The organism is Nitrospirota bacterium (assembly GCA_030684575.1).
Lineage (GTDB): Bacteria > Nitrospirota > Nitrospiria > Nitrospirales > Nitrospiraceae > Palsa-1315.
Genome location: JAUXVD010000023.1, coordinates 95,926 through 122,488 on the forward strand (window position 1 = coordinate 95,926; position 26,563 = coordinate 122,488).

At 57.5% G+C, this 26,563-nt stretch carries 22 protein-coding genes; 12 read left to right on the forward strand and 10 right to left on the reverse strand.

Annotated features, from left to right (window positions below):
• Positions 1-205: 205 nt before the first annotated feature.
• The 11 genes from Q8N00_17280 to Q8N00_17330 all read left to right on the forward strand — a co-directional run bounded on the left by Q8N00_17280 (position 206) and on the right by Q8N00_17330 (position 11,270).
• A complete protein-coding gene (locus Q8N00_17280; GenBank protein MDP2384537.1) occupies positions 206-772 on the forward strand; it encodes a hypothetical protein in 567 nt (188 codons plus the stop codon).
• 244 nt (positions 773-1,016) lie between these two features.
• A complete protein-coding gene (locus Q8N00_17285; protein ID MDP2384538.1) occupies positions 1,017-1,202 on the forward strand; it encodes a hypothetical protein in 186 nt (61 codons plus the stop codon).
• A gap of 155 nt (positions 1,203-1,357) precedes the next feature.
• Positions 1,358-2,530, forward strand: a complete 1,173-nt coding sequence (locus tag Q8N00_17290; GenBank protein ID MDP2384539.1) for a twin-arginine translocation signal domain-containing protein — start codon at positions 1,358-1,360, stop codon at positions 2,528-2,530.
• A 142-nt stretch (positions 2,531-2,672) separates the two neighbouring features.
• On the forward strand, positions 2,673-3,485 hold the full coding sequence (locus Q8N00_17295; GenBank protein ID MDP2384540.1) for a hypothetical protein: 813 nt from the start codon (positions 2,673-2,675) through the stop codon (positions 3,483-3,485).
• Positions 3,486-3,723: 238 nt separating this feature from the next.
• Entirely contained in the window at positions 3,724-3,876 is a 153-nt protein-coding gene (locus Q8N00_17300) for a hypothetical protein (GenBank protein ID MDP2384541.1), read from the forward strand.
• Between the two features lie 388 nt (positions 3,877-4,264).
• Positions 4,265-5,278 (forward strand): hypothetical protein, encoded by a 1,014-nt coding sequence (locus Q8N00_17305; GenBank protein MDP2384542.1) that lies wholly within the window; start codon positions 4,265-4,267, stop codon positions 5,276-5,278.
• Between the two features lie 200 nt (positions 5,279-5,478).
• Positions 5,479-6,687 carry a C1 family peptidase gene (locus tag Q8N00_17310; GenBank protein ID MDP2384543.1) on the forward strand — a complete coding sequence of 403 codons (1,209 nt, stop codon included), beginning with the start codon at positions 5,479-5,481 and terminating at the stop codon, positions 6,685-6,687.
• A 165-nt stretch (positions 6,688-6,852) separates the two neighbouring features.
• Positions 6,853-7,953 carry a hypothetical protein gene (locus Q8N00_17315; protein MDP2384544.1) on the forward strand — a complete coding sequence of 367 codons (1,101 nt, stop codon included), beginning with the start codon at positions 6,853-6,855 and terminating at the stop codon, positions 7,951-7,953.
• A 173-nt stretch (positions 7,954-8,126) separates the two neighbouring features.
• On the forward strand, positions 8,127-8,798 hold the full coding sequence (locus tag Q8N00_17320; protein MDP2384545.1) for a hypothetical protein: 672 nt from the start codon (positions 8,127-8,129) through the stop codon (positions 8,796-8,798).
• Between the two features lie 191 nt (positions 8,799-8,989).
• Positions 8,990-9,844 carry a hypothetical protein gene (locus Q8N00_17325; GenBank protein MDP2384546.1) on the forward strand — a complete coding sequence of 285 codons (855 nt, stop codon included), beginning with the start codon at positions 8,990-8,992 and terminating at the stop codon, positions 9,842-9,844.
• A 385-nt stretch (positions 9,845-10,229) separates the two neighbouring features.
• Entirely contained in the window at positions 10,230-11,270 is a 1,041-nt protein-coding gene (locus Q8N00_17330) for a hypothetical protein (protein MDP2384547.1), read from the forward strand.
• A 71-nt stretch (positions 11,271-11,341) separates the two neighbouring features.
• On the opposite strand, the gene tssI is transcribed toward Q8N00_17330, so the two are convergent.
• The 10 genes from tssI to Q8N00_17380 all read right to left on the reverse strand — a co-directional run bounded on the left by tssI (position 11,342) and on the right by Q8N00_17380 (position 24,200).
• Positions 11,342-13,270, reverse strand: coding sequence for a type VI secretion system tip protein TssI/VgrG (gene tssI / locus Q8N00_17335; GenBank protein MDP2384548.1), 1,929 nt, complete (start codon positions 13,268-13,270; stop codon positions 11,342-11,344).
• A gap of 89 nt (positions 13,271-13,359) precedes the next feature.
• The gene (locus Q8N00_17340) at positions 13,360-13,686 is read right to left on the reverse strand and encodes a hypothetical protein (protein ID MDP2384549.1); all 327 of its coding nucleotides are present in this window, start codon (positions 13,684-13,686) and stop codon (positions 13,360-13,362) included.
• Complete coding sequence (locus Q8N00_17345) at positions 13,683-14,408, reverse strand: YkgJ family cysteine cluster protein (GenBank protein MDP2384550.1); 726 nt, start codon at positions 14,406-14,408, stop codon at positions 13,683-13,685. The genes Q8N00_17340 and Q8N00_17345 overlap by 4 nt, the downstream gene beginning before the upstream one ends.
• A 78-nt stretch (positions 14,409-14,486) precedes the next feature.
• Positions 14,487-15,041 carry a type VI secretion system tube protein Hcp gene (locus Q8N00_17350; GenBank protein ID MDP2384551.1) on the reverse strand — a complete coding sequence of 185 codons (555 nt, stop codon included), beginning with the start codon at positions 15,039-15,041 and terminating at the stop codon, positions 14,487-14,489.
• A 71-nt stretch (positions 15,042-15,112) separates the two neighbouring features.
• Positions 15,113-17,116, reverse strand: a complete 2,004-nt coding sequence (locus Q8N00_17355) for a hypothetical protein (protein MDP2384552.1) — start codon at positions 17,114-17,116, stop codon at positions 15,113-15,115.
• Positions 17,117-17,158: 42 nt separating this feature from the next.
• Entirely contained in the window at positions 17,159-18,892 is a 1,734-nt protein-coding gene (locus Q8N00_17360; GenBank protein ID MDP2384553.1) for a hypothetical protein, read from the reverse strand.
• A 42-nt stretch (positions 18,893-18,934) separates the two neighbouring features.
• Positions 18,935-20,524, reverse strand: a complete 1,590-nt coding sequence (locus Q8N00_17365; GenBank protein MDP2384554.1) for a hypothetical protein — start codon at positions 20,522-20,524, stop codon at positions 18,935-18,937.
• Positions 20,525-20,578: 54 nt separating this feature from the next.
• Positions 20,579-21,415: a hypothetical protein gene (locus Q8N00_17370; GenBank protein ID MDP2384555.1), complete on the reverse strand. Its 837-nt coding sequence runs from the start codon at positions 21,413-21,415 to the stop codon at positions 20,579-20,581.
• A gap of 462 nt (positions 21,416-21,877) precedes the next feature.
• A complete protein-coding gene (locus Q8N00_17375) occupies positions 21,878-22,489 on the reverse strand; it encodes a CsgG/HfaB family protein (GenBank protein ID MDP2384556.1) in 612 nt (203 codons plus the stop codon).
• A gap of 163 nt (positions 22,490-22,652) precedes the next feature.
• Positions 22,653-24,200 (reverse strand): caspase family protein, encoded by a 1,548-nt coding sequence (locus Q8N00_17380; GenBank protein ID MDP2384557.1) that lies wholly within the window; start codon positions 24,198-24,200, stop codon positions 22,653-22,655.
• A gap of 297 nt (positions 24,201-24,497) precedes the next feature.
• On the opposite strand from Q8N00_17380, the gene Q8N00_17385 reads away from it, so the two are divergent.
• Positions 24,498-26,453 (forward strand): hypothetical protein, encoded by a 1,956-nt coding sequence (locus tag Q8N00_17385; GenBank protein MDP2384558.1) that lies wholly within the window; start codon positions 24,498-24,500, stop codon positions 26,451-26,453.
• The last annotated feature ends 110 nt before the right edge of the window (positions 26,454-26,563 follow it).

Below are 26,563 nucleotides of genomic sequence, written 5' to 3' on the forward strand. Positions count from 1 at the left end.
AAAACTTGTTGGATCGCACGTTGCTGCCGCGAGCTCTGTCGCCGTTGCTTTCGCTCATCTCGAGGTCTACTATTTCGCCCGAAGTTGTTTCGAACTTTTTTTAACCAATGTCGACTTACCTGGTGAGAATAGTCTTGAAATTTCTCGCATGGCTTGGCTGGCATGCGATCTCTGGTGCAGGTTGGGTCTACGGATGGAGGATGCGATGAGAAGTGAATGGATCGGCTCAAATTGGAAGCGAGGGGGAGTCATCGTGGCGCTGCTCCTGTTCACGCCGGTTGGCCAGGCTGCATACGGTGAACAGACAGTACCCCCTGAGTCCGAACCGGCTACGAGCGCGGTGACGGCACCGGCTTCGACCCCGGCAGATCGTACGCTATCGGTGATTCAGTTGGACCGCCCCGTGCATTTCATGAGCCCAGAGGGTGGACCAGTGGTTATTCCGGTCGGAGCCTATACGGTGAGCGCCACCGGCGCGACAACGATGCAACTGGCTCCCGATGGAGGAGGCGCTTTCCTGATCGAGGCGCTCGTGATGCACCATCCGGATACGGTTGCCGAGCCTGTCGCCTTGTCCATTCTCGCGAAGGAGGATAGCCACCATGTCGTACTTCTCCTTCCCCAGGGGCAAGGGTTGGACGCCGTTGGTTCGTACAGCGAGATTCGGCCACGCGGATGGGACCCGACACCCGCATTGCTTGAGTTGGTCGAGAAGGCCCTCGCGCAGAAGGAGAAGCCTATCCGGAAGGCAGAAAAAAAAGGCGGCCATTAATCACTTGAATTTGTGTTTTTCTCCCTGGTCTGGCAGGCGAGTATGCTGACTCGTGTGTCCGCACCGCCAGTCAACGAGTCCGCTACTTTTTCTGATCGAGAACATCTCGTTCAATCCGCGTGAACTAATCCGCTACTCGCTTCGACGTACCGGTAAGACAGCTGGTCTCAATTGCAGTATCCGGGGCACCAAGCCGTCGGAGTTTGAGACTATGACTCTTTCCCCTTCATGCGCGAGACGATTGATGCAGATACTCTATTTCGACAAGCATGCGATTCGACCAGTGGACTCGTTCCGTCTCATGCGCCTGCACAGCGGCTGGCATGTGGTGGCCAATGGATATCTCTGTCGAGTGGCCGATGCAGAAGAAGGGCGGCGGGTGATGGCTACATTCCAGAAGCCACAAGAGCATGATGATTCGCTGCGTTGACAAGCCGAGAGTCGGCTTTTACACTTCCGCGGAAGACGGTTGAACCTCCCATGCCGGCAGTGCGACAAAGAGGCAAGCAACCTTGAGACGTGAGGTTGCACGGGCACTGGAACGTAGCTAACAAGTGTTATTCACCTCGTTCAAGGAGTCATGCCATGAACAAGAAACAGAATGATGCCGAGGCAGAATCCAGGCTCCATTCAGCACCATCACGGCGAGATTTTCTCACCCAGGCTGGATTGCTGGCTGGCGGGATGGCCCTCTTGAGCATACCCGGCTTCCGCACTATGGCGCAGGCGGTGGTCGATGCACGGGCATATTCCTCTGGAAATGTTGCGCTGGAACTCGATGGCCAGTTCGTCGATTTTCTGAAGTCGGCCGATGGAGGTTTCGCGAAAGGCGAAGTCGTGACGACGCCGATAGGTAGTACATCGCCCTTTCCGTTAAAGCATCTTGCATCGATCAAGTATCAAGACATCGTCATCCAATGTGATCCGGTGATGCCTAAACCGCTCTTTGACTGGATCGCTGCCGAACTGAACGGGTCTCATGTCAGAAAAAATGGTGCCATCATTACCGCAGACTTCAATCGCGTGGAGCGGAGCCGATTGCAATTCAACCATGCTTTGATCACGGAGATTGGCCTTCCTGCCTGCGATGCGGCTTCAAAGGATGCGGGTCTCCTGACGGTCAAGTTCGCCCCGGAATTCACCATGCCGTTGGCCGGCAAGGGTGGGAATGTGGTTGGTGCAGTCGCGTCAAAGCAGCAAAAACCCTGGATCCAGAATAATTTCAGGCTCCGAATTCAAGGCCTTGAGGATGCCTGTAAATCTGCCAGCAAGATCGAGGCGCTGGTGTTCAAGCAAATCATCGTACAGGATCAGGTGGGGGCGACACGTGACTACCAAAAGGAACCGGCCAAGATGGAATTCCCCAACCTTGTCCTGTTCCTGTCTGAATCTCAGGCCGGTCCGTTCTATGCGTGGTTCGAGGATTTTGTGGTCAAAGGCAACAACGGTCAGGATCGCGAACGGCCGGGCGTTCTGGAGCTGTTGGCACCCGATCTCAAAGAGGTCCTGCTCACCGTGAACTTCAGCAATTTAGGCATATTCGGTTTCACCCCTGACAAGCAGATGGTAGGCGGAGACGCGATCCGGCGCGTGAAAGTCGAGATGTACTGTGAGCGTCTTACATTGGCCCAAGGTGGGATCGTCAGCACGCAGCCACCACCACCGCCGTTGCCCATGGCTCCTCCACCAGGGCAGCTCGTGCCTGCTCCAGGCCTGACGCTTCCAGGAGGGTTCACGCCTAAGGTGATGCCGCGGTAGTACCAGGAACAGAAGAGAAAGGGTTCCTGCAACCGTCGCGGAGCATGGCCATGGTCACAATGCTCAACGACCCTGATTCATGGATTATGCGTCAGTCAGGGGAAGCAGTATGGATGCAACGGGAAGAGAGAGGAGTCTACCCATGAGAGCATTGCTGTTGACGCTGGCTGTCCTGTTCACACTTCACTGCCATTCAGTATGGGCGGCGGATGAAGTCACCGATCGCGCGGTGCCGATATTCCCTCAGATGCAACCTGTTCCCCCTCTCACAGGTACTGCCAGTGGCGGGAGCACTGCGGTCGGGGGAGTGATAGCCGGAGGGGCGGCCCAGGGAGGGGCAGCGGGAGGAGTAGCCGGGATAGCGGGTGCCGTTGGCGGGGCTTCGGCTGGTGGAGCAGCCGGGGGCGGAGCCGGGGCAGGACAAGGAGCAGCGATAGGAGGAGGGGCCGCAGCAAACGCCGGCGGAGGCTTCGGGGGTGGTGGTGCAGCTGGGGCTGCAGGGGCGCAGGCTTCTATCGAGCAGCAAGTGGGCCTTCTCCAGCAGCAGGTCAGAACGCTGCAGGCCCAACTTGCTGCACTGCAGGCTGCCGTGCAGGTGACGCCCACGGGCGTGACGTTGCAGGGGCCAACGGTGATCATTACCGGAGGAGCGGTAAACATTCAGGCTCAAAATAACCTTGGGCTGATTGCGGGCTCGAATGTGGACGTGAGGGCCGGGGCAGATCTGTCCGCCACAGTTGGTCGGAATACTTCAGTCCAAACCGCATCTAATCTCGCACTCCGAAGCGGGGCGGGAACTGTGGTGCAGGCGTCGGCCCCCCTCGTTCTGAAAGGGTCGATGATTTCGATGAATGGAGGGACAAAGGCGCTCGTAACCGTGGGGAGTGCGGTACAAGTCCCTGGGCAGCCGATCGGGCAAATCGTTACCGGCAGCCCGACGATATTTGGAAACTGAAGCGACGCCCGTTGAGGGAGTGGTGCTGCAGGGCCTTCAGGGGCAGGCAGGGGATAAGCCTGAATACGCTCCGTGTGTCGTAAGCATCCGACCAGAAAACTCTCGTCCAATCGCATCGAACCAATCCATCACTCGCTTCGACGTACAGGTCAGACAACTTGGCTCATTCTCCTTTCAGCGGTATCACGCCGCCGGATGCCAAGTCTGTAACTATTTCTCCGTACAGGCGAGGGGATCGATGCAAATTAACTATTTCGATAAGCATGCGAGACGTCCGGACGACTCTTTTCGGCTCATCTCCCTGCACAACGGCTTGCATGTGGTGGCGAATGGCTATCTCTGTCGGGTGAGCGATGCAGAAGAGGAGCGGCGGGTCATGGCGGCATTTTAAGGCCCACATGAGGATAGAGATGCCCTACGTTGACAAGCCTAGAGGCGAAATTTACACTCCGCCCAGTCAGAGTGAGACGTTACCCCCGTAAAGGTGACGGAGGACTTCAACTCTAAGCTTACCCATCGGCGGGCCACATCATCGAGGGAACCACAGCGGCAAATACAGTAAGTGTCTCAATAGGCTGAATTCCTGGGAGGTCTTGTGCGCGCCCTATCGGTCTTCATATTCTTGTCATTTTCCATTCTATGGGTTGGCTCAGAAAGATCACCACGCAACACGGATTTGCACACCGTCGCACAGCAACAGATACTGCCAGAAATTTCATACATCACCAAAGTGATGTATCACAGCGAGACATCTATCATTCTCAAGATCGGAGCGTGACATGAAGACCTCATACTCGCGAGCCTCGATGACGGCGATACTTCCAGTTCTGGCCCTTTGTGTCAGCGTGGCACTTGCCGAAGAAGGCGTGACTGAGCGGGCGGTACCAGCATTGCCTGGAACGATTCAGCCGGTCATCCCGCTTCCCATGATCGTGAACAGTCTTGTTCAACACCTTGGACAACTGGAGTCAGATGTGCGCGCCGCCCAGGCCGCGCTGAACCAGCCGGGAATCAATCCGTCGGAGATCGTGACGACTAGATTTCCACAACTCGCCGCACTCGCTCGTATGATCGGCACCGAAGCCCGTTCTACACGTGCCCTTGCAAGAGCCGAAACACAACTCCAATTAGAGGAGCAGGCCAATAAGCTCGCCAATGAATCCGAGGCCATCAGTCGTGGCATGGAGGAGGCACGTGCCAAAGCGCAGCAGGCAACTCATGCGGCGACAAACCAAATGCTGCTAGGTATCATCGCCGGCGTCATTCAGTCGAAGGGGGCCGTTGCTGCTTTTCAAGGACCAGCAACACAGAATTCGATGGGTACGTCTGTTATAGGTGCTGGCGCGATGGCCGGTGTTGCCGGCTCATTCACTGGCGTCGGTGCAGGAACAGCTTCTCTCGAACAACATGTGGCATTCCTTCAACAACAGGTGCAGACATTGATCGCGCAGGTGGCTGCATTGCAATCGGTGTTGATCGTCACCCCGACCGGCGCGACGCTGCAGGCCCCGACGTTGTCCTTGTTGAGCATCGACGGCACCACCATTCGCTCCAGCAAGGGGATCGCGGTCGAGGCAGGCAATTCGATCGACATGAAAAGCGCGGCCGGTACTCGCATCAGAGCAGGATCGACCGCATCGGTTGAGGCGGGCGGTACATTGGACCTCAAAGGCGCGTTAATCAAACTCAACGGCGGCACCAAACCCCTTGCAACCGTGGGAAGTCAGGTGCAGGTTCCAGGACAACCAATCGGACATGTTGCTACCGGTAGCCAGTCAGTCCTCGGGAACTAATGCTAAGCCACATCGGCGCAATCAACAACCCGACGGACTTTGTGAACCTTTGTCTGAAGGCCGACGACACATTCTCAGGATCTCGCGCTGAGGAATGGGGACATTCCTCAAGGTTATCTTCATGCGCATCACGGTTGAGAACATGATGGCGAGACAATTCTCTATTACGTACTCACCTGCACAGAGAAAGGAGTGCTCCGATGACTCAGCTACCTGTCATACGTACTTGCGCCTTAGCGTTCGGCATCGCATTTTCGTTGTGCGCCATACCATCGTTCGGCGCGGATCGTTCGGTTGACCTGGCGGACGATACGGACACGGAATCACCGAGCGAGGCCTTTGGCGGCCGGGAAGCGATTGCTCCCCCGAATATCAAGGCCAGGCTCCTGCAGCAGCGCCAATTCATTCAGCAAAACAATCTCCCGTTCTCCATCGGTGTGACCTCGGCGACGGACCGGCCGTTGCCCCCGATCCGTATGGCGCCGGACGTCAAAACCAGAACACTCCAAAGCATGCAGCGCCAAAATGAAGAGGCGTTGCGAGTGTTGCAGGCTGAGAATATTCCCTCCGTCGAACAGATCATGTTGCAACGACAGCTGCAGCCCATGTCGCCGCCGCTGCAAATCAATCCTCAGCTTCAAATCAGGCCGCGGGGAATTCCCGGTGAAGAAAGCCAAACAGCCCCTTCGGTGGATGGGGAGGTCGGCTCGCGTGCGGTGGCTGCCCCCTGTGCATCCAGATCCTCCTTCGTGTATCAACAGGGGAACGGACAGGCGCTCTCGCCGATCAGAGACCAGAAGCAATGCGGCAGTTGTTGGTCGTTCGCTGGAGCCTCGATCGTGGAGAGCAGCAAGCGGATTCGATATGGGGGGGTGGCAAATATCTCCGAGCAGGAGCTGATCGATTGTGCGGGAGGGTTGGCCAACGGATTGATCGATGGCTGCAACGGATTTTTTGTGGAAGACACGATGCTCCACATGCAATTTGACGGAGTGGCTCGGGAAAGCGTGTATCCGGCTTATCAGGCCAAGGACCGAGGCACCTGTTCGAATCCCGCATACCGGTACAAGGTCACGACCTGGGGATGGGTCGCCATCGGCATCGCTAACGTGCAACAGATCAAGACCGCCTTATGTCTGTATGGCCCGGTGGCCACCTCCATCGAAGCCACGAATCTCTTCCTGGACTATACGGGCGGGGTGTTTCAGCAAAAGCCCAATTCCAGCTACGGACCGATTCCCGGCGTCAACCATGCAATCGTGATCGTCGGATGGGACGATGCGAAGGGCGCCTGGCGTGTACGGAACTCATGGGGAACCGGGTGGGGAGAGAACGGGAACGCCTGGGTGAAGTACAACCACAACGCGATCGGATGGGATACCGTCTGGGCCGTGGCCAAGAGACCGTAACAACGGCAGATGACCGGCTTTCGACGGAAGCAGGCAGGTCAAAGAAGCGAGACGAAGGATACGTGGGGCGGCTGAGGGATCCCATCTTAATCGGGGCTCACCTCAGCCGACGTATCAGTTGCGCCGGCGCCGGCTCTCTTCGGCGGTTCACGTGAGGGGATGAACATGCATGACTCAATCCGACTGCCGTCATCGCCCAAGACGCAACTCTCTCGACGTGACGTCTTGAGGCAGGCTCGTTCGTTGGGAATCGCAGCGGCCAGTCTTCCCTGGTTGCTGACGCAATGGTCGTCTTCGGCACTCGCCGCGGTGGCCATCAAAGAACTCACGGTCCCTGCCATCCTCCCACAACCGGCATCGCCACTTGGCGGGCCACCGCAGGACTTGTTGTTTCAATCTCCCTTGATCTACGGCCTTCGACTGGGGAGTGGGCCGTATGTGGAAGTATTCGGGGTGCAGGGAGGCGAGCCGGTTGCGCAGTTCAGTGCCGGTGCGATTCTGCCGGACGGCAGTCTTCCCAAGAGCCTTTCCTCCTACCAGTATCAGGACATCATCTTGTATTACCTTCCGGTTCCCGGAGCGGCCATGAACGCCTGGCTGGTCGACAGCATGAAAGGAACCGCTCCGCCGGTGAACGGGAGCCTGTACTTTCGTGACCGCTCCCTCGGTTCGACTCTGGTAGGTGAAATGTCATTCACGAATGCGCTTGTCCGTGAAATCAAGTTCCCGGAGGCCGATCAGGAGCTCGGCTATCAACCGGCACCCTTCCGCATCACGCTGGCGGTTCAGCAGACCCAGCGCGATGCGGCGGGCAATCCAAATCAGCCGATCACCCAAGTATCCATGACGAATGCTCCCGTCAAGGGCCTATTCAGCATGAGCATTCAGGCCATCGGTTCTCCCGTTTCTGACGTCGTTCGGGTGGAATCTCTCGAGCTTGTCTCTTCGCTGATACCGGCCGTGAAGGGGCGGGGATATCAAGGGACCTTGCCTCGAGCGCTGTCCACCGTTCGTCTCCAGCTTCCGGAATCCAAGGCGGCCCTGTTCTATGCCTGGCACGCAGAATTTGTGTTGAAGGGACAGAACGGCAACGACCTGGAACGGACCGGAGAACTCCGCTGGTTTCTTCCGACCAACCCGAGCACGACGTTGTTCTCGATGCAACTGCAACATCTTGGTATTTTGAGCGTCACCAGACTGCCCACGAACCCGCGCTATGTTCAGGTGGAGATGTATTGCGAGAAGGTTGAGCCATTCTTCGCATAACGGATGTCGGACAGGTCTGCAGTGCCATGAGTAACGGCCTAGTTTTGACCGTGCGCGCGGTGGTCTTGAGGACCTGAGCGCCAGGCCGGTTCAGGAATGAACGTAGCGAAGTGATCAAGCGTGAGGTTCCACGTTCTCGATAAGACCATCATCTTTACTTAAAGGAGAGCGCGATGCGCACATGGTTAACAGGCTTCTTCATCGGATTCGTGTTCGCTATGACATCGGCCGCACTAGCGAACGACCCCAATCCCGAGGGCGCGTTACAATCGTCCACTCCAGCCGAGTCCGTCCCTTCCCTGCCAGACGATCAGGCTGTCGAATCCCGGGGCCTGGCCAAAATACGCACTCTCCTTCCGGATGAAATCGCCCTGGCGAAAATCGTGTTTCAGAATACCCTCAACTACAGCATAGTGAGGGTAACGGACACGCTCGGTCTCGGCGCCAAACCATGGACCACCAATAGCCCACCTCTGTACTTGCTGAATGTCGGCGGCAACTTTCCTAATCTCGCTGTGGACGACGACCGCAGGCGCCTCTTGATCCACGAACTGACCCACGTCTGGCAAGCACAACACCTTGTCCCGATTACCATGAATTCGGCGGTGCATCAGACGTTGAGCGCCATCAACAACGGAGGCGATGTCTCCGGCGCCTATGTCTATACCGCCGGAAAAGCCTGGGGACAGTACAACATCGAGCAGCAGGCCAGCATCGTCGCACATTGGTTCATGCCCTCGAATAGGTGTGTCCCCAACGGCGGCCCTTGTGGCGGCGGAATGAAGACTACGGATGCACGGTACCGCTACATCCGGGATAACATCCGGCAGAATAAGGCGTTCTGACAGAGAACTATTCCTTGGAAATACACCGATCAGTCACCAGAGAAGATCATTCACGGATTTAAAGTGTCGGAACCGTTGGCTTCAGATCCCAAGGAAAGAAGGGGATAGGCATGGTTCAGATCGATAGGTATTGTGAAACCATGAAGGTGATGCTGTAGATTGATCCTTCAATTATTCTAATGGAGCGTGCGATGACTACAACAGGACGCAATGTACTCATCTTGGCAACGGCCCTGCTCTTCTTCACTGGCGCGAGCGATTCCGGATGGGCAGAGACGGTAGACGGAATCGAATCTCGCGGGCTGAACCTCCCGCGTGTCATGATTCCTGCGCCACCACCTCCGGCCATGCAGCCTCTTTTCGTTCGCATGGCCGGAGAAGGACGAGGCACGGTGGCTGTTCCGCCAGCCAAAGCCTGCCCTCCCGCCTGCTCGGCAACCTATCCGCAAGGAACTCCGGTCGTCCTTGCGGCCATCCCCGCGCCTGGTTCCAGATTTGTCGGCTGGGGCGGCGACTGCCTGGGGATGGGGCCCTGCACATTGAGAATGGATCGGCCTCATACTGTTGAAGCTACGTTCAATACAGTTCTAAATTCGTCATCGCCCACACAGTCATCCGTGGGAACAACCATGACACTCTCTGCGCCTGTGCCCATTCCGATTCCCTACCCGAATGTCGGCGGGCCCGCGCTTGCGCCGGAGCTGGCAGCAATTAGCACCATGCTTGCGGACAACACACCGGCGAATGTGATCCTCGACGCCTGGAAAGCATATGTGACTCGCCGAGTGCAAGCCAAGCAGCCGGTCGATGTACCAGGCGCCATTCAACAGGTAAAGATGGGGGCCGAGGCACAAGTGAAATCCCGCATAGACATTGAGCGCGCGCACCTGGCGAGCAAGCGGGATGGCATGAACGAACTGAACCAGCAGTCGACCCTGGAGTTGCAACAACTCATGGATAAAAAAAGCAAGATGGAACAGATGATCTCAAACATGATGAAAGCGTTCAATGACCATGCGAATTCAATCGTTCAGAATTTAAAATAACGCGTCCGGTATCAGTAAAGTGAGGACATCATGAGAGGGTCGATCGTGGTTGTGGGCTTGCTGGACGCACTCACAGCATCCATCCTGGCGTCTGCCGCGGAGGAGGTCACGGAACAGGCCCGCTCGATTTGAAAGGCCCGTTTATCACGCTCAACGGCGGCACGAAACCGTTGGCCACCATTGGCAGCGCCGTGGGTAACGGCCTAGTATGACCGGTAGTCCGACGATCCTGGGGAACTAAGACCGACCCCGGTCGATTCGTGAGCATTGGTTCAGCAATAGAGATCTCGAGTGAGATGAACCTTGGTGTCTGACAAAACGACTATTGGAGTGGAGCGTACAAGTAGTGCCACCATTTTTTCATGTATTGAAAGGAGTCTTCATTATGGCCTCGGACAAGTCGCTCTCTGATCGTATCGTTCCAACCCCCTCTCGGCGTGATCTTTTTCGCACCGTCGGACTCGCTACAGGAGGAGCCATGCTGCTGGGGCTTCCGAAATTCATCGGAAGCTGGGGGGGCACGGCAGAGGCAGCGGTCGCACGTGCTGGCTCAGCAGTGAATCTCGCGCTGGAGTTGGATGGCGCGTCGGCTGGATTCGTACAAGCCGTCGAGGGCGGGAATGCCTTTGCCGATGTTCTGGTGGAGGCCGTGGGCCCGGATGGGATTCAGCGAAAGCGGCCGGGATCGGTCAAGTTCGAAGACATTATCATTCAGGTACCGTTTAACGGCGACGCCAAGCCCTTGAACAATTGGATCGCCGAGACACTTGGGAAAGCTCAAACGCCTAAGAACGGGGCGATCCAGTATATGGACTTCAACTTCACCGAGATGAAACGGCTTGAATTTTTCAACGCCGTTTTGACGGAAGTCACGTTGCCTGTTGCTGACCCTGCAGCCAGGAATCCCGAGTTCCTCACGCTTCGAATTACCCCGCAGACGACGCGCTTGACCGGGAGCACAGGAAAGAAATTGTCCGGGACAGGAACTAAATCGAAGGCAGTGCTTGCCAGTAATTTCCGTTTCAACGTGCAGGGGCTTGAGAAGGCCTGTGCGCGCATTGGTAAGGTCGAGTCGATTGTCGCGAAACGTCCTGTTGCAGGCAGCGCAGTCGGGCAAGACCGGCTCAAGCAATCGGCTCCCGGCGTGCTCGATTGTTCAATCGTTCGCCTCACGCTGCCGGAGGCCGATGCTGGCCCATTCTATAGCTGGTTCGATGATACAGTCGTGAAAGGTAAGCCAAGCGGCGAACTCGCCGGCCTGCTGGAATGGCTTGACCCGACCTTGAAAGTAGTCCTGGCCTCGGTCCAACTCGGTGGTCTGGGCATCGTTCGCTATGCGCCGGAACCGATCAATGCTGGCGCTGAAAGGCTTGGACAGGTGCAAGTCGATATGTATTGCGAAACGATGAATGTAACGATTCTGTGATCATGCGAATGAAGGGAAACGGTTCCGAGAAACCGTTTCCCTTCCGATTGGCAGGCCTTAGAAAGCCGCGCCTAGTTCTGGCTAATCTTCGAACCATTCAACGTCAGGCCCTTGCTGGATTTCAATGTGAGATTCCCGCTGCTGGTTACGGCAATGTCTTTTCCCTGGATATTTATATCTCCGGTACGTTGGATCGCCAGTAGGCCATCTCCCACCTGTATCGTTCCCGTCTGTGCTGCGACGAATCTGAATAGGGTGCCGGACTGGGTGACTAGGGATTTTCCTGCAACGATGACCGCATCGTCTCCGATTGTAAATTGTGCGTTCCGTTGGCTGGTGAGTGCAAAGTTCTGCCCGGATTTGAGTAACATGTCCTTGCCGGATTCCAGTACCAAGTTCCGGCCGACTTGTTGAACCAGGTCTGCGCCTGCCTGCAACTGAAACGACGTACCGGACGACAAGGTCACCGAAGACCCTGCCATTGTGATGCCGCTCGTGCCGAGGGTCAGCGCTTGAGCGCCAGACTGCAGGACGAGCCGTTCGTTCCCGGCCGTCACATCGAAGACCATCTCAGACATTTGTCCAGTCGACGATTGCGCCCGCAGGATCGAGAGATGCTTGTTGGCGGGAAGGGCGACGGGCGGCATGTCTTTCCCATTATAAAGACTACCGATGATCACAGGGCGGCTAGGATCACCGTGCTCAAATGCAATCGCAACTTCATCCCCGACATCCGGCAACCACATGGCTGTGCTTCCGACTCCCGTTGCAATTTGCGCGACTCTCACGAATCCGCTGTCTCCCGGATCGGTCTGCGTGGAATGCGATGGGCTTCTCCATGGGAATCGAATCCTGACTCGTCCAAACTGGTCGACATGTTTGGTTTCACCAGGGAGGCCGACCACAATGCCGGACACCACTCCGCTGACGATGGGCTTCGATGTGACGGGGAGGGGACGAAACACGATCTGCACGGGCAAACAGCGAAAGACATTGCGATAGTCTTTGGCCGTTCGCTGATGTTCCACCGCCGTAATCACATATTCCTGGTTGAAGTCAGCGCGGGGGTGTCCTGCCAAGAACATTCGTTGCCCGGCCTGTAGTTGCGGGTAGGTCGACTCTCCCTGGCATTGTTGCGCATCGGCGATCCTGGCGGCCAATCGGATAGTGGCTTGCGCCTGGGTATCGGCCTTGCTTTCGACACCGGCAGGAAAGATCCGTTCCGTCAGATCACCGAAGATCGGTGCCTGGGCTCCGGCAGTCAGGTCGGTGGTCGGGGTTTTCCAGTTGTAGTCGCCGGCTTGTATGTGCCCGCTATGGAGTGACTGGCCACGGCTGAATGAAGACACGGCTGGAGTGGAATTCGTGGAAAACAGCAGTTTGCCGGACGGCAAGAAGGGGAAGCCTGCATTGCCATCGCTGAAGACCACCTTGTCACCGTTGGGAGAAGGCTCGAAGTGGTAGTGAATGCCGGTGTCTTCGAGTAGTCGGGAGATGAATGCGAAATCGCTCTCTTGATATTGCACGGTCAGCTCACGGGCAGTGGCTGTGTTGCTCACGCGAGATTCCACGTTCGTCACGCCGGCTTCAGTAAGCAGTGTTTTGACGATGTCTGTCGCCATCATTCCGTAGAACGTTCGGCTCGTACTGCGATACTTCAGGCGATTCAGACTGGGAACCAGCCGAACCCGATATAGCCCTTGGACACCGGGGGCCTCCAGCTGTTCGATGCGTTCGATCATGCCGTTGACGGTCCGCCCGGGAAGCACTGCTATCGTGAGCGGTTGACCGACCACCAGCGAAAAATTGAGCGCTTTGTCAGGGGCCGCGACCGTGAGTTCAAACATGAATGGCTCCGACAACGCCTCCTTCCCTGTAAATTGAACTACCGTTCCCTGTGCAAGGGTATCCAGAGCAGGGTTGCCTGCCGCGTGACTGCCACCAGGCAGGACCGCGCAGAATCCGATGAGCAGGACTAGAAGGCAGCGACCATCCCGCATGAGATCCTCCTGAGGTAATTGTGGATCGATCTCTGCTGCCTGGGGTGCGCGACGAGCACCTCTGAAGTACCCGTCGCGCGATTCAGCATTTATCGTATGGGAGTGGCCGGCCTCATGCCGGGATTGGCCCGATGCTTTTCCTGTACCGCATTGAGTTTCTCCTGGATCGCATTGTCTTTTTGTTGAATTGAGTCGAGCTTATGTTGAACGGCTTTTTCTTTCATTTGTGTGCCGTCGATCTTGAATTGATTGGACGGGGCCATTTCACCTGGGGATGCCGCCAAGAGTTGCGGAACGTCGACTCCCAGCGACAATCCCAGCATGGCGACAGTTGCCGCGAGGGTGATGGCTTGGGCTGTTTCAGCCACGTAAGAGATATTGCCGGTTTTGTTCTCTGTTCTGTTCTGCTCGGTCATGGGGTCCTCCTTGGTTGGGAATGAACTGCTTCTATCCATGCTTCAATCGCACGCATGTGGACATCCATCTTTATGGAAGGATCGGTTGGTACGGCGAGATGCTGCTCTGCGCAATATCGTGTCGTGACCGCATCCACGTCCAGCCACACTGGCATCGGAGCCTGATGGTCTGTCATGAGGCGGTCGACGGCCTGCTCGACCTTCGTTCGCACGTCGGTATTGTGCTTGAGGCCCCGTCTGAGGACAGCGGCCATTTTTCCGAGGAGATCTAAATAGCGGTCTACCGCGTCGATATAGGGTTGGGCGCCTTGGGCCTGGAGGTATTCTTCCACCGTGCCTGCTATTCCATACCTGCCCTCGGTGTGTGGGTGCGGTGCCAATTCAGCGAACCATTCGTCGCCCTGGGTCGTGACGTGTCTGCCTAACGGATAGATTCGACAGACCAAGGGACGATCCGCATGGACGCCGCATCCGTCCTCTGTCAGAAATACGCAGGCGCCGTCTTCAACCCGTTTCAAGGCGGTGCCGGCGGAGTCCGTATATTGCGAGAGAAACTCCGATGTCCCGATGCCTCTATTGTGAGCCAACCGCGTCACCTCATAGGGATTGAGGTGGATGATTTTGTCATGGCAGCAGTGGTTGCAGGCGTGACAGCCATAGGAGAACGCGCTATCGCGTGTATAGCGCGCCTCCTGTGACCGGACGATTGGAAGATCTCGCATCGGCTCCTCGTTCTCAGCCGTGAGCATGGCGGGCAGGACGGTTCCAGTCGCTCCACCATCTCGCCAATGGCACAATCGCTACGGTACCAGCATGCTATCCATCGCCGCAGTCTTCGTCCTGTGATTCAGCAGTTCAATTTGTTGAAAGACAAACTCTACCGTCTCTGTCGGAAGTGACGCGATGGCTGTTCCCTGCGATTCAGAGTTATGTGAAATTGATGCCACGAAGGCGTTCGTCAGTTTGATTGTATGGTCAAGTGTCATCACGCCGTTTGGGTCGACTGAGAAGAAGTCGATTACCACTGTCGTTAACATCTCATTCTTCGTCAAGGCGCTGAATAGTTGCGTCGAGGAGGCTCCCCATGCCTTTTTAACCCTGATCGGTTTGTGGACACGCTTGCCAGTCGCCTGACCGCTTGCGGCATCACGTGGACTCACCACAGAATAGTCAAATGCGATTCCGGCGATCTTGCCTTCGAATCCCTTCCGAAGGACCTCCCCGTTGAACGGGCCTTGTGAGGCTCCGGTGATCGACACATAGAATTCAGGTGCGGCCTGCGCAACGCTCGTCGCCAATAGCACGAGCATGAATCCTGCGAGTGCAAGTCTGGCTATCTTTATCATTTTCATCATCGACCTCCTTGTTTGGGCACATGTGAATGGATACGTATGTCGTAAGCTTTTCCTTCTCTTGTCAATTCCAGCTAGCGTATCGGCCTCGGTCCCGTCGACGGCCCACCACCAGGAGAAGGCGGAGGCGTCGGTCCTTTGACGGCTGGCAATGGGCCTGTGCCTCCGCCGGTCTTGGGTCCGGTGATCACTCCGCCTGAAGTCCCTGGTAATGTGGTGCAGGGGCCATCCATACAGTCGGGACCGGCCTTCGGTTGCGTTCTGAGTTCCATCGGTTGGCCGCCGCCGATCCCGGTGGTGCGATTGCAGGGGCATACCTCCCCCTGCATGCAACGCATGGCAGCGCATTTCTGGTCCACGGCGCTGTTACGCGCGAGGTCGCCGGCCTGCATCATGCAGGACATGGCGCCGGGGATCGGCCCGGTCGCTTGAGAGGGATCGATGAGCGCGATCGTCGGATTCGGCGTGGGGGAGGGGCTTCCAGGATTCCGAACGCCGCCCATTCCGGCACCCGGCTGTCGGGGGTTCATATCCGATCCCATGGTGCATTGGTACAGCGATTTCGCGCGGGCTGCCGCGTTGGAGCCGGCACCGCACCCGCCCGCCGTGCCGTCATCATTTATCGTACGTTTATTGGCCTGGGGATCTGTCGTCACGCGGCCTTCGCGTGCTTTGTAATAGGCCTCGACGTCTCCGGTGTCGGCAAGGTTTCCTTGTGCGCTTCTCTCCTGCAGAATCTGCAGGGTGCCTCTCGCGGCATCGGCACCTTCCGGACTGGCGCCTTGTGCCAGAGTATCGACCACCGGGGGCGTCTTATCGAACACGGCGACCACCACGCTGACCACGACATCTTTCACTTTCCCTGCCGCATCCTTGATCTTGTCCCACGCGCCTGGTTCCTTCGTTGTCGTCTCTGTGGTCGGGGTCGTAGTGGTATCACCCTCTGCGCTCAACGCGCAGAACTTGTCTCGAATGCCAGGCTGCTGCGAGGCTTGCTTGGCCAGGTCTCCCGGTGCCGTGCGCGGATCGACCGTCATTCCCGCAATGGCTTTGGACATGCAGGCGAACTGTCCGCGGATACCGGAGGACTTCACACTATCGAGGACGCAGGATACGCCGCTCGTCGGGATACCTCCTGGCGGCGTCATCATGCCGGCGCCACCCTTGCTGCTCCCGCCGCCACCCGGCGTCCCCGGATCAGGGCAGACGAACCCTGTGGCCGACATATTGAGCAGATTGCAGGCGCCACGGCCATAGTTGTCGAGTCGCTGCATGGACCAGAGCAGGCGATCCATCCCGTCCTGGAAGCCGCTCTGAACCATCATTCCGCGTTCGAAGTCATACAGCCACAAGCCCAGATCTCGACGCGGGTAGGTCGCCATCAACGACTGGATTTTTTGGTGGTCGATGTTGACCATCGGCAGCCACCAGCTTTGTCCGGTGTATTGCAACTGGTCAAAGCTCTGCATCCCCAGGTTCAAGACACCCTGTACCGCGATCTGCGCCTGGGGCGCCGGCAACAGCGTCACCGCCCGATGGACATACATGGCCAGGGCGAATTCAACCCCCCGAGCCCCTTCACGAGTCAAACATTGCGAACGGTCCTGGAACTGACTGAGGAAGCGTGCTGCATCTCCATATTTCGTGAGCGCCACCGCTTGAATCGTATTCTTGACTAGAACCTCGAGACCCAGGTTGCCCTGGCAGGTCGGATCTTGCAACGTGGTCGGTGCCGCCTGGATACGATAGTAGAACGCCGCCCGTTGCCAGGTGATATCCCACAAGGCATCCCACGTTTGTGGCAGACTTGGTGCCGGCCTCGCTTGTGCCAGCGGCTGAAGCGGGAGACTCTGAAGAGGCGTCCGCATCCCTGGTACGGCACGGCTTTCTGCCTCGCCTTCGTTATCGGTGGCCAAGGAACGAACCTGTGGCCTGACCGCTTGGATCGCCTCAGATTGGCCGGATGGAATACTCGAATCGGCCCCCGCGGCGAAGGTGCCCGGCGTTTGACTGGCCAAGAGCGCGAGGAGCAGGCCTGCACTCCCGAGGAAGGACATACGCGGTCTGTCATGGGTCATGAATGGCTCCTTCAGCGGATTGTCTGAAACTCGTCCGTCGTCCTACGGCACCACCACGCCGTCCGCGACTCCCTTGGGACCCACGATGCGGACTGCGAAAGTGTAATAGACGTGCGAATAGTTAGCGAAGGGTGCGGGATTCATCCACCATCGCACATTGAGGTAAGGCCAATCGGTGCCTTTTTTGATTTCCCAGACATAGGCTCCACCTGTGCAGAAGTTGAACCCATAAAGCTGATACTCGCAGTACACAAATGCTTCGTCTGAGACCCAGCCGTTCTTCAGCCGCGTATTGCCAAAGAACACGTCATTGTCCTTGAATCCAGCGATGAAGTTGGCACTGGCGCGTTTAATCTTATTTGCGGGAGAGGCCTCGTCGACCGGCCACTTCAGCACCCGGTCCATCGTGGCTCTGATCTCACGAATCTCCAATGTTGGATTGAATCGAAACGGCACCAGGTTGCTGTTGACGTTGCCGGTGGTCCTCTTGAGGTAGACCGTGCCGTTGAACCCAAGCACGCCGGTTGCCTCCGGCACCGTTGTAAAGATTTGAGTATCGTTCCAGATCACTCCGGCCGGGGCGACGAGATCTTTTCCAGGACCGATGACGAAGTGCACCTCGCCTCCCGTACCAAACCCACTCCCATTGATGAGAAGCGGATCGCCAGGCTGGCCTTGCGTCACGCTGAGTGAGGCGATTACGGGGTTCGGCATGACCGATTGGGGGCCAGATGTCGAGCCCACGCCTTGAATGGGCTGCGCAGAAGAGGCCGTCGACGGTGGGACAATCGCTCCGAGTTTTTGCCCTGTCGTGGTATCCAATGGCTGTTTCATGATGCCGATCATCTGATCTCCACGCAATGCGCGTGTGCCGATTTCTCCTTCAGCGGACACTCCAGGTATTCCTGAACTTCCTTCCGTCTCCTCGATCCCTCTGGGCCGGATCTGCCCACTCATCCGGCTCCGCAACTGATCGAGTTGTGGCTGGATCTGCGCGTGGAGTGCGGTTCGCCGATCCATCAGCTGCCGATCGAACTTGGACTTTCGCTGTTGAAACGCTCGCTCCATCTGCGCTTCCGCTTGCGCGGCGGCTTGTTGCTGATCCTGTTGGGTGGGGTGCTTCTGCTGTGCCGTCATGGCTTGAACGGCCTGCTGAACGACTGCTTGATTCACCGGCGGGTGCTGCACGGTCACTATGCCACCCGCACGACCACCCTGTTGCGGAGCCGTCGGCTGGGCCAGGCGTATCTGCACATTCCAGAGCACACCGGTCTGCACATCTTGCGCGGTCACGGTATAGGTGAGCAGTACCTGGCCTGCTCCCTGCTGGCTGATCGGTTGCGGGGCTGGTCCCTGTAGCGTCACGATCACCGGTGCGCCCTGGCTCTGCACCTCCACGACGACAGGCCCGGGTTGCGTCACGGCAAAGCCGAACGAGTCGGCCTCCGGTCCCTGCACGTCGAACTTCTGCGGCCACGTCGGGGATTGCGTCGTGGACCGGTCCGGTGTCCCCGGCTGGGCTGGTGCCCCCAGTTGCGTGGGCCGTTGGAACTGCGGCATCCCACGGCTCCCGACCTCGCCTGCGTCGTCGGTCGCCATTCCCTGGCCGAGCGATCGCTTCTTGTCAGGTGGGAGTGATTGATAGGCGCCGGTATCGCCGGACGGCATGGCCCGGTCTGCCTCCGCTGCGAAGGTGTCCGGCGTTTGACTGGCCAAGAGCGCGAAGACTAGGCCTGCGCTCCCGAGGAACGATATAGCTCGAATGTGACAGGTCATGAATGACTCCTTCTGTAGCTGTCCTCTTGCTTCTCTAACGTCCTACGGCACCACCAAGCCGTCGGCTACGCCCTTAGGCCCTTGAATGAGCATAGAGATCGCGTAATCAAGAGTTGGAGAACTTCCTCCCGTAAACATATTGGAGAACCAATCATCCACCCAGAACCCCACATTCATATGTGGCCGATCGGTGCCGACATGGCTTTCGACCAGATAGACACCGCCATCCGTAAACGCAGGAAATGACAGATAGACCAGAGGCGTTTGGCTCACAACCCAGCCATTCTTCAGCCGGGCATTCATAAAGATGTGGTCGTTCCCCTTCGGACCCCAGAACATGAATTGGTGCGAACGACGGACGAATGATCCTTGCCAATTGAATACGTTCACACCGTTGAACTGTTGGAGTTGCGATTCCGTCATGCGTTTGATCTGCCGGAGTTCCATCGCAGGATTGAAGCGGAAGGGGACGATGTTACTGTTGACGCTACTGGCAGCCGACTTGACGTAGACTGTCCCATTGAACGCGAGCACACCGGATGCGTCCGGCACAGACGTAAAGATCTGACCGTCGCTCCAGATCGCCGCGGCCGGCGCCACCAGATCCATTCCAGGTGCAATGATGAAATGGACCTCGCCGCCTGTGCCAAATCCGCTCCCGTTGATCATGACCGGATCGCCGGGCTGCCCTTGCGTCACATTCACTGACGCGATGACCGGATTCGACGCCACGGGGGGTAACAGGGGGGAGACTTTCAGCATCTTCTGTGGCATCTGCAGCTGCAGCGCGCGCGTGCCGATTTCGCCTTCCGTCGACAAGACGGGCTCCGCAGGCGTTCCCTCGACGCCTTCAATGCTGCGCGAGCGGACCTGCCCACCCATGCGGCCCTGCAGCTGATCGAATTGAGGTTGGATCTGTGACATCATCGACGCACGCCGATCCATCTGCTGGCGGTCGAACTGCGCCTTGTGCTGTTGGAAGGCTGCCTCCATCTTGGCGCCGGTTTGTGCCACCGCCTGCTGCTGTTCTTGCTCGGTCGGTTCTTTCCGTTGCTTTGTTCTCGATTGGATGGCCTGTTCCACGGCAGCCTGATTCACCGGCGGATACTGGATGTTGACCATGCCATTGGCTAGACCACCTTGCTGCGGCGGCGTCGGTTGGACGAGTCTGATCTGGAGCCTCCAGAGCAGGCTCTTCTGGATATCCTGCGGGGTGACGGTGTACGTCAGACGCAATGGTCCGGCACCCTGTTGACTGATCGGTTGCGGAGCCGGGCCCTGCAACGTCACGCTCACAGGTGCGCCCTGGCTTTGGACCTCGACGACCACTGGCCCTGGCTGTGTGACTGCAAAGCCGAACGAGTCGACTTCCGGACCCTTCACATCAAACTTCTGCGGATACGTTGGTAATTGCGCATTCGGCTGGCCAGGCGTGCCAGATTGTCCAGGATTGCCAGGGAGCATCGGCCGCTGCAACTGCGGCATTCCACGGCTCCCGATGTCACCGGTTTCGCCGGACGGCATGCGCGAATCGGTCTCCGCTGCGAATGTGACGGGATGGGACCAGGCGAGCAGCGCGACGAGTAGGCTCCCCGCGCCAATGATCGAAAGAGGTCGCGATTGAAGAGTCATAAGAGTCTCCTTGATGTGAAGGTGAACGTGTTGCAATTGTTCTACGTGCTCCTTTTAGGGCATGGTGTACCCGATGGTTATGAGATCTACCATCACGCTGGGGCTTTGAGGAGAGGGAACCGGTGCTTTTGCTGGAACCAATGTGAGCCTGAGAAAACGCCCCTGTCTCGCATCAACCGGGATCGCGAGATTGTTCATCCCCATCTTGCCGTACGTGCCCAACGCAAGGCAGTCGCTCTCAAGCGCAATGTCAATGAATCCCTGGCCGTTTCCGATAGAACCCTGAAACTCGGCAAGGAGGTTCTGCTTGCCGCTCCTGTCATGAACACCAATGCTGATTTCTCTGATGATCGCGCCATGCGGTAGATGCAGCTGCGTCTCTCCGATGAGTTGAGAGAGGGGAGGGTTCGCAGATTCCTGTGCGAAGACTTGGAGAACCGGAGCATTCAGTTCAACGTTTTCAGGGAACTGGGGTCTGTTCAGAGACGCTCCAGGCCTTGGTGTCATGGCATAGGTGGTGGCATCCAATGTGAATTGCGCCAGCGTGTCTGCCGTGCGCCGAATGGCATCGCTGACACGTATGGATGAGGGCATAATCGTATAATAATGCGTTGACGGAACCGGGGAGGGAACGACCGCCGCGGTAAAGACAGATTTGACGCACGATGGCAGAGCCTGTGGCACAAGCGCGGTACCAAGCTGCTTGGGAACAAGAAAAATCTGCGGATTTTGTAGGCCCGGTCGTAGCATCGGCGTAGCCCGGGAGCCGACCTCCTCAGCCGGCGCTGCGTCTTGTGGCGATCCCTCTTCCACAGCCCAGCCCACACCGGGCCAGGCGAGGATCCATAAGAGGGCCATTCGTACCATCCATTGCCATGTGCAGATATTCATAACAATCCTCCAACTATTCGTAGGTCGACCAGTTCCGGAAAAGGTTCAAAGTGTTGGGCGTATGTTCGATCAATATACTGCTACGGCGTACCCCAGATTTTCCCGGCGAACGGTCTGGTTCGGTCCACCTTCGGTCAGTTTCAGGACGTGATGGATCACAGAGCGTTGCAAATCGTTGACCGTGATCGTTTGATTCTTGTGTGTCTCGACGTCTCGAGAATGCGCGAATTCGAACTGTGCATGTTGATGGAGAAATGATCGATGTGAAAAGAATGTCATCGAAAGGGCCTCGGTGTCGGTTGGCCTTGAACTACAGTGCGGTTGTTGCCCTGCTTATCCCGCGAGACAGGGTTCCTCACCGGGTGCACCGTGTGAACGCGAACCTGCATGCCGCACGTTCGTCATCGAACGACATGAGCCGTCACTCTGCTGATGTATCGCGTGATGAAGTGGGGCCATACCTTACGAGCCTTCAATCTTCTGCTTCAACGCCTTGGCAAATGATTTGGCTGTATCCAGGACGGAGTCCTTGCCGTCCGACATGGTAATGACGAGCAGCCAATTCCCTTTCTCGACGTCGATCATCCGAATGCTGGCATTGCCCACTACCTCATGCATGCCGGCTCCGATGCCCATCACATATCCCGTCGAGTAGGTCTGCCCCATGCCGACCGTGCCGGTAATCAACGCATCCACGGCGAGAATTTTCCCGGCGGCGATGGTTTTCTCGGCTTCCGTGACTCCGCCAAGATTCAGCGCCTGCTCCTTCATCACCTTGTCCAGCTGAGTGCGCTCAACCACATCGATGCCTAGCTTTAATAACTCGACGGCAAAGTGGTCGCTGAAGGCATCCGTGCTGCCGGCTCCGCCTCCGCCCATCATTCTGAATCCACCAAAATTTGGCATGCCAGCGAAACCGCCGGCATCCAACTGGATCGCCACCTTCTTGATTTTTCGCAGGTCCGCCTGGGTGGTTTTTGGTCCGACGGCTACCGAGAGGTTACTGCAGCCGGAGAGGCTGATGACACCAAGCAGGCCGAGACACAACAGACTTCGAAGCCGGACGGATTGCATGATGATCTTCTCCTGTGAAACCCGGATGGCACATGCCGCAAAACGCGCCGATGCTATCTAGGGGTCTTGCCGATGTCAAATGATCTGGCGTGAGTCCCCAGACAGCATTTAGAAACACCGCGCGAGTCCTGAGACGGTCACTGGGCGTTGTTCCTGCTGCCAGCTATTTCGTCCATTGCTCCAGAATCATCGGCAGTGCCTTATCCATCCACTGTATGACCGCTTTTGAAATGGCCTTCTTGCCCGCGACCTGCTCGGACACGTCGAGAGCGGGCGCAACCGCTTCTTCCGCAGTAAGAATTTCTCCGGTGTCCGCCCTGATCGCTTTGGCTTGCAGCCGGCCTCGCACGGACACCATGCCCCCCATCATGACCCCCTGCAATGCGCTTTCGCTGAACGCCTCGCCGAGGATGAGCACCTCGGCGCCATGTTGCCGCGCGAGCGACTGGGCGACCGTGATGTCACCGTCCAGCACCTGCTTCAACTGTTCTCCTTCACGGATTTTCCGCATCTGCGCCTGCTCCACGACCGTGAAACCTTTCTGGAGGAGCAGCCGTATGATCTCTGCTTCTCCGGACGAAGCGGTTGGGGCGGCTCCCACATGGCGTTCGGCCACAACGACCATCATCCTGGGCTTCTTTGGCAGGGCATCGTACGCGGGCGCTTTTGCCAGTTCGGTCGGTTTTGAAGATTCCGCCGGTTTGTGTACCTGTCCTTTGAGCACCTCCAGTTCAGCCCTCATTCGCGCGATCTCGTCGGACGAGCTGCTGCGATTCGCAGAAGAAGGCAGCGGGCTAACAGTGGCGGAGGCTAAACGAAAGACAAACTGCCCGCCTTCATCCCCGGTGCCCCTGATCGGCTCACTCTGCGGCGTCTGCTCCGAGTTGTTGGCCACCAGGGGAGCCAGCTTTGTGTGAATCTGGCTCGGCACCAAATAGGGATCGGTGTTGTCTTGCAGGAGTGAAATGAAATGGTAGGCGAACACACTGTGGCCGTTTTTACCTTGATCCGCCACCGGCTCTTTTCCGCCGGACGTGAGGCCCCAGCGTGACGGTTTCTGATAGAGCCGCGCGTACCACTGATCGTTGATCGGCGGCAACGCCCTCGTCCCAAACAATGTGCCGCTGAAGCAGGAATCCGCCACTAAGTACACATGCCGAGCCTTCATCCCGTTGATGTAGTCCCGAATAGACGCATTTGTGATGAAGGTTCCCGGCTCCTTTGGCTCGCCTTCGACTGGCACCCACCAGCCAAGTTTGCCATCTTCTTCGTATTGGCCATGACCCGCATAGTAGATCAGGACGCTGTCGTCCTTACCGACGTCGCGGCCCAGGCGATACAACGCATTCTGAATCTTTGGCCCGGTCGCGTGCGCGTCGTATAGTTCGACAATATGCTCTTTTTGGAATCCATACCGCGCAACCAATACGTCCCGTATCCCTTTGGCGTCTCGCACAGCGCTTTCCAACTTGGGGGCATGCTTGTATTGGTCGATCCCAATGACCAGTGCCCAATAGTCGCCCACGATCGGTACGCTGCCGGCTGTTGCCGGGACGATCGTCACACTGCGCTGCGGCTGTTCAGCCAGAACCGATGGATTCACGGCCGCCATCGACAGCCAGAAGATCGCCAGGCACCCGCTCACGGCATGCCGCTTCAGGGCCCTCGCCACGATCGCCCAATGTTGTTGTAGGTGTTGTTTTTGAGTCAAATCGACTGCCTCGTGTGGTCGACTATAAGCAGTAGTCCGGCAACAGGCGCGCAGTATAGCATGAGGGCTTTTCTGTAAATAGCTGCTGGGACTGAGTCGCAGCGTATCCCGGGAAGGTTCATGGTTCCCCTCGTGGATTGACAGGCTCCAGGTGGTGACCTACACTCGCACGGCTTTGAACCTCTGGAAACAATGGGACGACTGACTGCGCAGGTGGCCGATCATGGCCGCGAGCGACTGGGTATGTTCAACGATGAGGAGGCAGGTATGAGATACGTGGGAAGGGGATTCGCTTGTGTGATGCTACTGTGTGTGGCCGGTTGTGCGACGCCGCAGCAGGATGCCAGTCAGGCCGACGATGCGACCATCGTCACTCTTCCGCAAGCCGTGCACTTTCAGACCCTCGAAGGGGCCGATCTGGTTGTGGAGGCGGGCAGCTATCATGTGGAACGTGCTGCTCCGGGTGGACTTACGCTGAAGGCCGTAGATACCACCGGCATGGCCACGGTCAAAACCGGCCAGACGACCCACGACTTCAAGCTGCGCGGTCCCGTAGCGCTGGTCGCTCCGGAAGGGGATGACACTCGCCACATTGCGCTGTTGTTACCGAGCGGAGAGGCCCTGGATGCGTCTGGTTCGCTCAGTGGAGTCCAGTCCCGCGCCGCATCGTCACCCATGATCTCTCGCATGGCGTTACAGCAATCGGTGCAGGTGCTGAGCCCAGCTCGACTCACGTTGTTCGTGAAGCCCCCTTTTGACCCCTGTGCCGGGGCCATTCCTTCGCTTCCTGCGCCGGCGCCAACCCCAAGCAATCTTCCTCAGATCACTCCAGGCCAAGGCCCCATTCCCGATGTCGTCAATTGGCAGCCAAAGCAAAAATCCCGTGCTGGAGGCGAGTTGATTCTTCAGGGGCGCAACTTCGATCCGGCCGGGTTGGTCGCCATCATTGGATCGACGCGACTCCTCCCCACCACAAAGTCTGGCTCGGAAGTACGATTTACGATTCCGACGTCTCTTCGTGCCTTCAATGCCCCTTTGGTGGTCTATCAGCAGGGCGGGACGCTGCGCACGATCGAAACGAACTACGAAGTCTTTGACCCGGCTTCCAAAATCACACGCGTCGTGCCGGAAACATTCAGCCAGGGCGATCTGGTCACCATTTGTGGAGTGAGCGTTTCGCATCTGCGTTTAAGCGAGTCAGTGAGGACCAACGCGGGTGGTGGTGGGGTTCCCCAGTATGAGACGAGAACGCTGGCCTTAATTGGAACACCCAACGGACAATATCAGACCTATCACTACTTCGACCTCCTCAACCCGATCGCATCGCCTTCCGGCGATCGGCTGACATTCGTGGTCGGAACGAATCTGTATAAAGAGATCTTCAAAGCTGCCACTCCGGACGGGAAAGCCGCCTATACCGATATCGTTCCAGATCCAGCACCGTCGAATCCCGTGACCGGTCCCCTAAGCTTCCACTCGGAAACGAACCCCATCAACAGTCGAGACGTGTTTGCCCCAAATCCCGTAATCTGGCGCTTGGGTGGACCGAAGATCGCAAAAGTTGGCATGCACCCCAATACCCAATTTGGCCTCGGCGAGCCATTTTTCATGCAACCGACTATTCTGCCGAATAACACCGTGTATCCTGGATACGGGGTGGGTCGGATGTTTGTCGTGGAGGGCAGCAACTTGCTGGGGCAGTATCGCATCGGCACAATTCCCGTTCCGCAACTGAGCCTGCTGTCTTCCGATGAAACGAAGGTAGGCGTGGTGCCGCCTCCTACTGTATTCGGCGGCGAGCTCTGCGGCACGAAGAATGGCGTCACAGGCTGCGGGCCGACTCCCGTCACAGTTGTGCCGGGGCCAGTGCTGGCGTCTTTGCCGAATTTCCCGCTCGCATTGCGTGTCACCCACACCATCAACGGCTTGCACCTTCGCCCTTCAGGTGTCGCAGGCCTCACCTACGAACTCTATGTGCCGGGTTTGATGGATCCGTCGCTACAGATTGCAGGCGGATCCGCTCCCACGATTGGCCAATGCAACTTGGTTGTTCAGGTGCTCGAGCATACGGATTCACGCATCCAGTTTCGTATCGGTGATCCGGCCGGTCCGGCTCCTAACAGTAGCTGCATGACATTCCGCGCGGACTATTTCAATGCCGCTTCCCCCAATCGACCGACGGTGTTCTTGCTCGGAAAATACAACGGCAAACAATCGACGATCTGGCACCAACAGTTCTACTTGACCCAGTAGGTCATTCGGTCGAATTGTGTTGGGCCCGCGGCAGGAGTCCTGCTGCGGGCCCCTTTATTTTGGTGACCGTGAATGGTCATGTTTTCGTACAGGTCAGGCATGCAGGCATC

Coding starts and splice junctions, on each gene's coding strand:
- Q8N00_17280 (MDP2384537.1), top strand. CDS start 206: ATGAGAAGTGAATGGATCGGCTCAAATTGGAAGCGAGGGGGAGTCATC.
- Q8N00_17285 (MDP2384538.1), top strand. CDS start 1,017: ATGCAGATACTCTATTTCGACAAGCATGCGATTCGACCAGTGGACTCG.
- Q8N00_17290 (MDP2384539.1), top strand. CDS start 1,358: ATGAACAAGAAACAGAATGATGCCGAGGCAGAATCCAGGCTCCATTCA.
- Q8N00_17295 (MDP2384540.1), top strand. CDS start 2,673: ATGAGAGCATTGCTGTTGACGCTGGCTGTCCTGTTCACACTTCACTGC.
- Q8N00_17300 (MDP2384541.1), top strand. CDS start 3,724: ATGCAAATTAACTATTTCGATAAGCATGCGAGACGTCCGGACGACTCT.
- Q8N00_17305 (MDP2384542.1), top strand. CDS start 4,265: ATGAAGACCTCATACTCGCGAGCCTCGATGACGGCGATACTTCCAGTT.
- Q8N00_17310 (MDP2384543.1), top strand. CDS start 5,479: ATGACTCAGCTACCTGTCATACGTACTTGCGCCTTAGCGTTCGGCATC.
- Q8N00_17315 (MDP2384544.1), top strand. CDS start 6,853: ATGCATGACTCAATCCGACTGCCGTCATCGCCCAAGACGCAACTCTCT.
- Q8N00_17320 (MDP2384545.1), top strand. CDS start 8,127: ATGCGCACATGGTTAACAGGCTTCTTCATCGGATTCGTGTTCGCTATG.
- Q8N00_17325 (MDP2384546.1), top strand. CDS start 8,990: ATGACTACAACAGGACGCAATGTACTCATCTTGGCAACGGCCCTGCTC.
- Q8N00_17330 (MDP2384547.1), top strand. CDS start 10,230: ATGGCCTCGGACAAGTCGCTCTCTGATCGTATCGTTCCAACCCCCTCT.
- tssI (MDP2384548.1), bottom strand. CDS start 13,270: ATGCGGGATGGTCGCTGCCTTCTAGTCCTGCTCATCGGATTCTGCGCG.
- Q8N00_17340 (MDP2384549.1), bottom strand. CDS start 13,686: ATGACCGAGCAGAACAGAACAGAGAACAAAACCGGCAATATCTCTTAC.
- Q8N00_17345 (MDP2384550.1), bottom strand. CDS start 14,408: ATGCGAGATCTTCCAATCGTCCGGTCACAGGAGGCGCGCTATACACGC.
- Q8N00_17350 (MDP2384551.1), bottom strand. CDS start 15,041: ATGATGAAAATGATAAAGATAGCCAGACTTGCACTCGCAGGATTCATG.
- Q8N00_17355 (MDP2384552.1), bottom strand. CDS start 17,116: ATGACCCATGACAGACCGCGTATGTCCTTCCTCGGGAGTGCAGGCCTG.
- Q8N00_17360 (MDP2384553.1), bottom strand. CDS start 18,892: ATGACCTGTCACATTCGAGCTATATCGTTCCTCGGGAGCGCAGGCCTA.
- Q8N00_17365 (MDP2384554.1), bottom strand. CDS start 20,524: ATGACTCTTCAATCGCGACCTCTTTCGATCATTGGCGCGGGGAGCCTA.
- Q8N00_17370 (MDP2384555.1), bottom strand. CDS start 21,415: ATGAATATCTGCACATGGCAATGGATGGTACGAATGGCCCTCTTATGG.
- Q8N00_17375 (MDP2384556.1), bottom strand. CDS start 22,489: ATGCAATCCGTCCGGCTTCGAAGTCTGTTGTGTCTCGGCCTGCTTGGT.